At 59.2% G+C, this 8,138-nt stretch carries 6 protein-coding genes; 4 read left to right on the top strand and 2 right to left on the bottom strand.

What is annotated here, in order from left to right; genetic code table 11:
* Both BMX55_RS16510 and BMX55_RS15520 read left to right on the top strand, forming a co-directional pair.
* On the top strand, nt 1–2,214 hold a 2,214-nt coding region (locus BMX55_RS16510), incomplete at its 5' end, for a calcium-binding protein (protein WP_425432080.1).
* Nucleotides 2,215–2,256: 42 nt separating this feature from the next.
* Nucleotides 2,257–3,453 carry a VWA domain-containing protein gene (locus BMX55_RS15520; protein ID WP_218144522.1) on the top strand — a complete coding sequence of 399 codons (1,197 nt, stop codon included), beginning with the start codon at nt 2,257–2,259 and terminating at the stop codon, nt 3,451–3,453.
* 24 nt (nt 3,454–3,477) lie between these two features.
* Here the strand turns inward: BMX55_RS15520 and BMX55_RS15515 are convergent, their stop codons facing one another.
* On the bottom strand, nt 3,478–5,160 hold the full coding sequence (locus tag BMX55_RS15515; protein WP_091459269.1) for a SulP family inorganic anion transporter: 1,683 nt from the start codon (nt 5,158–5,160) through the stop codon (nt 3,478–3,480).
* Between the two features lie 188 nt (nt 5,161–5,348).
* Nucleotides 5,349–6,242 (bottom strand): LysR family transcriptional regulator, encoded by an 894-nt coding sequence (locus BMX55_RS15510; RefSeq protein ID WP_091459267.1) that lies wholly within the window; start codon nt 6,240–6,242, stop codon nt 5,349–5,351.
* 115 nt (nt 6,243–6,357) lie between these two features.
* Here BMX55_RS15510 and BMX55_RS15505 point away from each other — a divergent pair, with 115 nt between their 5' ends.
* A complete protein-coding gene (locus BMX55_RS15505; protein ID WP_091459266.1) occupies nt 6,358–7,722 on the top strand; it encodes an acyclic terpene utilization AtuA family protein in 1,365 nt (454 codons plus the stop codon).
* 41 nt (nt 7,723–7,763) lie between these two features.
* Entirely contained in the window at nt 7,764–8,129 is a 366-nt protein-coding gene (locus BMX55_RS15500; protein ID WP_091459264.1) for an AtuA-related protein, read from the top strand.
* Nucleotides 8,130–8,138 lie beyond the last annotated feature (9 nt).

Genomic DNA, 8,138 nt, shown 5'->3' with positions numbered 1-8,138 from the left:
GGCGACGGCAGCGCTTACCCTCTGACCTCTGGCAGTGTGGAAATCACGGATGGCACAGGCTTTAGCATCACCCTCAATGCCGCCGATCAGACAGAACTGGCTAGCCGACTCAACAAGAACGGCAGCAGCAGCACCGGCAGTGTGACCTACAACCTTGCGGGCGCGGAAGACTGGGCCGCTGGGGCTGAGGCCAGCGTCACGGTGGCCGATCTCACCGGCAACGGCATCACCGTTTCCGGCATCAGTCCGGGTGGTGGTGGGGGGGGTGGGGGTGATCCAGCACCGGCACCAGCACCGGCACCGGCACCGGCACCGGCACCAGCACCAGCACCAGCACCAGCACCAGCACCAGCACCGGCACCAGCACCGGCACCGGCACCGGCACCAGCACCGGCACCAGCACCAGCACCAGCACCGGCACCAGCACCAGCACCAGCACCAGCACCAGCACCCAGCACTGAAACTGTTGATGGCACCACGGTACAAACACAGACCAGCACCCAAACCGGCAATGATGGTCAAACTATCACCACCACCACCCAGACCATTGCCCCAGTGAGCAGCACCCGCCCCGAAGATCCCAATACCTCGAACGGAGGATTGGCCGATATTCCGTTGCTCAAGAGCAGTGCTGGTGAAGCATTGTTGCAAGTCAGCCTGCCCGTGGGAGTTGGTCTGACTTCGGAGAGCACTGATGGCAGCGGCTTGACTCTGCGCGAGAAACTGATTCAGGCCAGCGAACCGCGCATTGGTTTGCCAGCTGACTTCCTTGATGTGCTCGGTGAAGGCATTGACCAATATGTGCCCGGCGTGACCCACCAAGACCAAGTGGTGGTGCGCACTATCTCTTTGACCGCAGCACCAGGCAGTGTCGCACCCACGCAACCCATCGTCATTCGGGGCACCACCGGTACCGGCGAGGGCGACAGCAGCAATCCATATCGGGCTGAGGCTTTGGTGATTGATGCCCGCCAGCTACCACCTGGCTCCGTACTCGATTTGAGTTTGGTTGAGTTTGCCATCGTCATTGGCCCCACTACGGCTATCGGCGGCAGCGGGCGCAACTTTGTCATTGGCGATGGCAGTGCGCAATTTTTGGTGTTGGGCGCTGACGACGATGTGCTGCGCGGTGGTGATGGTAATGACACCATTGGCTCCAAAGGTGGAGACGATCAACTGTTTGGCGATGGCGGCAACGATTGGGTAGTGGGTGGCATTGGCAATGACACCTTGCAAGGTGGTGATGGCAACGACCTGCTCCAAGGTGGCCCCAGCGACGCCGGGCGCTGGCGTTTTGCCCTCACGCCTGAGGGGCGCTTGCAAGTGGACTTTACCCCCAGCAGCACCGAGCTGGCCGACAGCACCGGCCTGCACCTGACTAATAGTTGGAGCAACAACCACGGCAGTGGCTTGGTCACTGATGCGCGCTTAGCGTGGGTCTATGACAACTACCAACTGGCCCAAGACACGGCCTTGTTGGTGCATGCGCTGGGTGGGCGCTTGCCCACCTTGAGCGAGATGGGGGTATTTGCGGCAGGAAACTACAGCAGTGCCCAGTTAGGCGAGATGGCCCATAGCTATTGGATGCGAACCCATTCCACATGGGCAAACCAGCCTTTGCAAGAGCAGGTAAGTGCCGTAATCAATCAGGTATGGGGGGTAGGCCACGCCACGCCCGCGCTTACCGCCCTAGGGGTAGACCATCTGAATGCTGGTGGTAGTTGGTCAGCGATTTGGCTGGCCTTGGCACGCGATGCCCACCATACGCGAGCGCTCACTGATGCCCAAGGCCATCTACAGCTCATTGATCAACAGCTCAGTGAAACGGGCTGGTCAGCGGATGCGGGCAACAACACCCTGCTCGGTGGTGCAGGCAATGATATGTTGGTGGGTGGCAGTGGCACAGATGTGCTCGATGGTGGCGAGGGCACAGACATGGCAGTGTACTTTGGCGGGCCGTCAGATTACGAGGTCGCCCTCACGCCCAATACTGCGGCTGGGGTGCATGATGCACTGATCCGGCACAAAGCCAGTGGCATAGTGGATGTGGTGCGCCATATAGAGCTGCTGCAAATTGGCGGAGTTTTGTACCAAGTGCCAGCCGGTCAGAATCAGCCCGCAGATAATGTCTATGTCGAGCTGCAAGACTATGTGCAACCCGTCACCACAGCTACCTTAACGGGTGTTAGTTGGTTCACTACTACCTTGTTCTAATCACTGCTCCATTATCGGTTGTGCTTCGCGTCAGGAATTCTCATTTTGACTAATTCTCCATTAAACGAAGAGGGTCTGCGCCGCTGGCGCTTGGTCTTGGGCGGCGAAGCCGAAGGCAGTTGCGGCAAACTCTCAGGCCAGATGGCCGAGATGGATCAGGCTCTAGCCGCACTGTACGATGCCGATGGTAAAAACGGCTTGGGCAAATCCTCCGAGCGTCGAGGCGGACGTGGTGGCTCCTCGCCCAGTGTGGCCCGCTGGCTGGGCGATATCCGCAAATACTTTCCCACCTCGGTGGTGCAGGTAATGCAGCGCGACGCCCTAGAACGGCTGGACTTGCGTGAGCTGCTACTGCAACCAGAAATGTTAGAGAGCGCCCATGCCGATGTGCATTTGGTAGCCAATCTGATTGCGCTGTCGGGGGTGATTCCAGCCAGCACCAAAGAGACGGCGCGCATGGTGGTGCGCAAGGTAGTGGATGAGTTGCTGAAAAAGCTCGAAGAGCCAATGCGCTCTGCCGTGACCGGCGCGCTAGATCGCAGCCAGCGCAACCGCCGCCCACGCCACAGTGAGATCGACTGGAACCGCACCATCCGCGCCAATCTGCGTCACTGGCAAGAAGAGTACCGCACCATCGTGCCGCAGCAACTGATCGGCTATGGCCGCAAAGCGCGCAGTCCGCAGCGCGAAGTAGTGCTGTGCATTGACCAAAGTGGCTCGATGGCGGCCTCGGTGGTTTATTCCAGCATCTTTGGGGCCGTAATGGCTTCGTTGCCTGCTGTGGCTACCAAAATGGTGGTGTTTGATACCAACATTGTCGATCTGACCGACCAGTTGGATGACCCGGTAGAACTGCTGTTTGGTGTGCAATTGGGCGGTGGTACCGACATCAATGGCGCTGTGGGTTACTGCCAGTCCATCATCCGCGAGCCGCGCAATACGATTTTGGTGCTCATCTCTGACCTGTACGAGGGTGGCGTGGAGGCCAACTTGCTGCGCCGCGCCGCCTCGCTCGTGGAGTCGGGGGTGCAATTTATCACCCTGCTGGCCCTCAGTGACGAAGGCGCACCCTCCTACGACCGGGCGCTGGCCGCCAAGCTGGCGGCGCTAGGTGTGCCCTCGTTTGCTTGCACCCCTAATGCCTTCCCTGATCTGATGGCCGCCGCTATCCGCAAAGAAGACATCAACGCTTGGGCCGCCACGCATGGGTTGGTGGCTACGCCCAAGGGCCAGTCCTAGACAGCGTCACTGGCCCCGGTCAACCTAGGGCCGGGGCGCTTCTTGCTCCGCATTCTGCGCTGCTACCCGTTGCATAAACCCAGAGCGCTCCATCAACGAGCGTGGCTGCTCTTGCACTTGGCATAGCTGCAACACACCACCGCGCAAACCCACCGCCTTGAGGATTTGCTCTAGCCCATCCAAACCCGTGGTGTCGAGTGCAAACAGGCCACCCATGTCCAGCACCACCTCTATCCCGGTGGGGCCAGACTCTACCGCCTGCACCATGGGATCAATCTTGGCTACTGCACCAAAGAACAAAGCGCCATGCAGTTGCCAGATCAACTGGGGGCGTTGTCCGGCTGGAGTGGCGCATCCCGGTGCTGGCTTTGTTAGTGGCTCGGCGCGGAACAGCGCCCCCATGCGTCGCACAAACAGCACACAGGCCAGCGCCAGCCCCACCTCCACTGCCACGGTCAAATCAAACACTACCGTCAGGAAGAAGGTGCCTAACATCAATAGCCGGTAATGGTTGCTGAAATGCTTGAGCCGGACAAACTCGTGCCACTCACCCATGTTCCAAGCCACAAACAACAAAATACCCGCCAGCACTGCCAACGGAATATGCAAGGCCAACGGTGCCGCCAGCAACACAATCAGCGCCAACACCAAAGCGTGAACCATGCCCGCTACGGGTGTACTGGCCCCAGCGCGCAAATTGGTTACGGTGCGGGCAATGGTGCCCGTCACGGGCATACCGCCAAAAAATGGCACCACTAAGTTGGCCACGCCTTGGGCTATCAGTTCTTGGTTGGGGTCGTGCTTGCGGATATGCGGATCTGTGGCAAGTTGGTCGGCCACCCGTGCACACAGCAAAGACTCAATGGCCCCTAGCAAGGCGATGGTCAGGGTAGGGGTAGCCAACAGCCGGGCTGTCTCCCACGAGAACGACGGCAGCGCAAAACTAGGCGGCTGCTGTGGAATACCTCCAAAGCGGCTGCCAATGGTCTCTACCGGGAACTCCAGTACATAGGCCAGCGCCGTGAGCGTCACCAGCGCTACCACTGGGGCCGGTACACGGGCAAACACGCGCACGGTATGGCCTTCGGCCACGCGCAACACCGGCGAGCCTTTTAAGAACAGACGCGGCCACAAAAACAGCCCGCCCAAGCAGGCCAGCCCCAGCCCCAGCGCATAGACATTGATGGTGTCGATATGCAAAGCCAGCACATGGACTTGCGAGAAAAAATTGCCCGGCATTTTCTCGATGTCTAAGCCCAGCCAGTCTTTGAGCTGCGACAGCGCAATCAGCACCGCAATGCCGTTGGTAAAGCCAATCACGATGCTTACTGGCACAAAACGCACTAGATTACCCATCCTAAACAGCCCCAGCGCCAGCAACAGCACCCCGGCACAGGCGGTAGAAATCAGCAGGTTGGCCAGTCCGTAGCGCTCGACAATGCCATAAACGATAACGATAAAGGCCCCAGCTGGCCCGCCAATCTGCACATTGGTACCGCCCAGCAGCGAGACCAAAAAGCCCCCGATGATGGCCGTCCACAGTCCCGCCTCTGGCTTGAGGCCGCTGGCAATGGCAAAAGCCATCGCCAAGGGCAGGGCCACAATACCCACGGTGGCCCCTGCACCAATATCCGTCAGTGCCCGGTTACGGTCGTAGCTCCGCAGAGCATCCAAAACGCGGGGGCGAAAAGCAAAAGACCATGACATGCAGGCTCCAGAAAAAGCAGTTGTGCAAAAAGCACCGCCACCGTGAACCAAGCTACCAACCTATGGCCCCGACCCAGGCAGTGCTCGCACAGTGTAGGTCAGCCCTTAGCACCTGCCATTGCCGACAACCCCTAAGTCTTTTGTCAGGCTATGGCAAGTGCAGTACCTGTCTAGTTGTGTTCAAAATCTTATGGTCGTTTTTCCATTACCAGCGCATACAACGCCTGCGCTGCTACCGACAGGCTTTCGTCGCGTCGACGTACTAGGTAGATTTGGCGCCTAAGGCCCGGCAGCGACAGTGGCCGTGTGACTAGCCCTGGCTGCTCAAAGTGAAACAGCGTAAGCGCAGGCACCACACTGATGCCCAGCCCCGCGCGAACCATACCCATCACAGTGGCAAGTTGCTCCACCTCCATCAACGTATGCATGGCCTGCGGGTGCAATGCGGCCTCTAGATATTGGCGCACGCTGCTGGTGCGCGCGAGGTGGATGAACGGCCAGGCGGCCAAATCCTGCACAGTGATGGCTTCGCGCCGATGTGCTAGCGGGTGCTCTGCGGGGCACACCAGATAAAAGTCGTCGCTGCAAAAGTGTTCAGCCTGTAAGGCTGGGGTGTCTGCGCGGATGGCAGCCAACGCAAAGTCTGCATGCCCGTTGGCAACACGGTCGATACAAGGCTCTGACAGCACATCTGCAATCTTGATCTCAATGCTTGGATGTACTGCGCTGTACTGCGCCAGCACGTACGGCAACCAGCCCGCAGCCAACGATGGCAGCAGTGCCACTGCCACGCGCCCACGCTTTAGCGCAGCGGTGTCGCGCACGACAGCTAGTGCATTGGTGATCTCGGTACGGATGCGGCGAGCCGATTCCAGAAAGTTTTGGCCCTCGGGCGTCAAATCTACATGGCGCGTGCTGCGATCAAACAGGCGCAGTCCCAGATCATCTTCCAGCGCACGGATGAGAGTGCTAAACGCAGGTTGCGACAGGTAACACAGACCCGCCGCGCGCGTGAAGCTGCGCTGCTCAGCCAGTGCGATAAAGGCATCGAGTTGGCGGCTAGAGAGGTGGTGGGCACTCATGGGCAAATGACAGTGCACAGGTTATTTATTTGTATTTCAAATGGATTGATCTTAACAATCGATTTCACAGAAATTCCTCCTCCTCCTAGACTGCCCACTAGGAGACAAGACAACCATGGTGAACAACACTAATTTGCTGGTCGGCTGTGCCGCCGGTTTCTCAGGTGACCGCACTGATGCTGCGCTACCGGTGGTACAAGCACTCATCGCCAGTGGTCAGCCTTCTGTACTCATTTTTGAGACGCTGGCCGAACGCACGCTGGCGCTGGCCCAATTGGCGCGTCGCACCAACCCTGATGCTGGCTATGAACCCCTGCTGGTCGATCTGCTTGAACCTGTGCTAGCGCAGTGTCTTGCGCACAATGTCCGTATCGTCAGCAACTTTGGCGCAGCCAACCCGCACGGGGCCGCGCGTCGCATCCAGACACTGGCAGCAGAGCAGGGCTTGCGTCGCCCACGCATTGCTGTGGTGCAGGGCGATGACCTCAGTGGCCCCGAACACCGCGCACTACTAAAAAGCGCACTGGGCACTGCTATGCCTACCGACCCTATCGTGAGTGCTAACGCCTACATCGGCGCACAAGCCATTGCCGATGCGCTACGCGCAGGCGCTGACATCGTGGTCTGTGGCCGTGTGGCCGACCCATCGTTGGTGCTGGGCCCAGCCTTAGCCCACTACGGCTGGGCACTCAATGACTGGAGCAAATTGGCACGTGCCACGATGGCGGGCCATTTGCTCGAATGTGGGGCACAAGTTACAGGCGGCTACTTTGCCGACCCTGGCTACAAAGAGGTGTCCGGGTTAGCCCATCTGGGCTATCCCATCGCTGAGATAGACGCAGACGGCCATTGCACTATCACTAAACCCCCTGGCACGGGTGGTTGTATTGATGAGCGCACGGTCAAGGAGCAACTGTTATATGAGCTGCACGACCCTGCAGCCTACCTCACGCCCGATGTGGTGGCAGACATCACCCAAGCCCAAGTGCTGGTGGTTGGCACCGATGCCGTGCGTCTGCAAGGTGTGCGCGGTCATGCGCGGCCAAGCACACTCAAGGTCAATGTGTGTTTTGAGTCTGGCTGGTTTGCCGAAGGCGAAATCTCCTATGCCGGCCCTCGTGCCGAAGCCCGTGCCCGCTTGGCGGGCCAAGTTTTGCACGAACGCTTGCATGGCCTAGGCCCACTACGTATCGATCTGATTGGTGTGACCAGCGTGCTGGGCGATGACGCCAGCCGCTGGCTCAATGATCCGGCGCACGAGTCAGATGCTGGAGGTGCCCGTGACGTGCGCCTGCGCGTAGCCCTACAGCACCGTGACTATGCCAGCGCCCAGCGCTTGGTGCGTGAGGTGACTGCACTCTACACCTGTGGCCCCGCAGGCGGCGGCGGTGTGCGCACTGCCATGCGCCCACGCTTAGGCACGGTGTCATGTTTAGTGCCACGCGAAGCGGTGGCGGTGCGCTACGAGATGGTTGATTGAACCCCATCTTCCCATCCATCTTTGTTCAGGAGTCATGATTTATGAACACCGCCACCCTTACCGTGCCACTGTATCGCCTAGCCCACAGCCGCACGGGCGATAAAGGAAACCGCTCCAATATCAGCGTTATTGCTTGGCACCCCATGCTTTGGAATGTGCTGGTCGAGCAAATCACAGAAGCTGCTGTAGCACATCAATTTGCACTGCGCCAACCGCGCCAAGTCACGCGTTACCTGCTACCGCAATTGCAGGCCATGAATCTGGTGCTCGATGACGTGCTTGATGGCGGCGTAAATGATGCACTCAACCTTGACAGCCACGGTAAAGCGTTGAGTTACCTGCTGCTTGATATGCACGTGATGGTGCCAGCTGCACTGGCACCGCATCTGGCAGGGCCACCGATATAGCCAAAACGC

The organism is Giesbergeria anulus (assembly GCF_900111115.1).
Lineage (GTDB): Bacteria > Pseudomonadota > Gammaproteobacteria > Burkholderiales > Burkholderiaceae_C > Simplicispira > Simplicispira anulus.
The sequence above is the reverse complement of the archived record's forward strand: the minus strand, read 5'-3'. Positions and strand labels throughout refer to the sequence as shown.

What these genes read in the sequence shown, in the direction of transcription:
- BMX55_RS15515 (WP_091459269.1), bottom strand. Translation starts at nt 5,160, where the DNA reads ATGTCATGGTCTTTTGCTTTTCGCCCCCGCGTTTTGGATGCTCTGCGG.
- BMX55_RS15510 (WP_091459267.1), bottom strand. Translation starts at nt 6,242, where the DNA reads ATGAGTGCCCACCACCTCTCTAGCCGCCAACTCGATGCCTTTATCGCA.
- BMX55_RS15505 (WP_091459266.1), top strand. Translation starts at nt 6,358, where the DNA reads ATGGTGAACAACACTAATTTGCTGGTCGGCTGTGCCGCCGGTTTCTCA.
- BMX55_RS15500 (WP_091459264.1), top strand. Translation starts at nt 7,764, where the DNA reads ATGAACACCGCCACCCTTACCGTGCCACTGTATCGCCTAGCCCACAGC.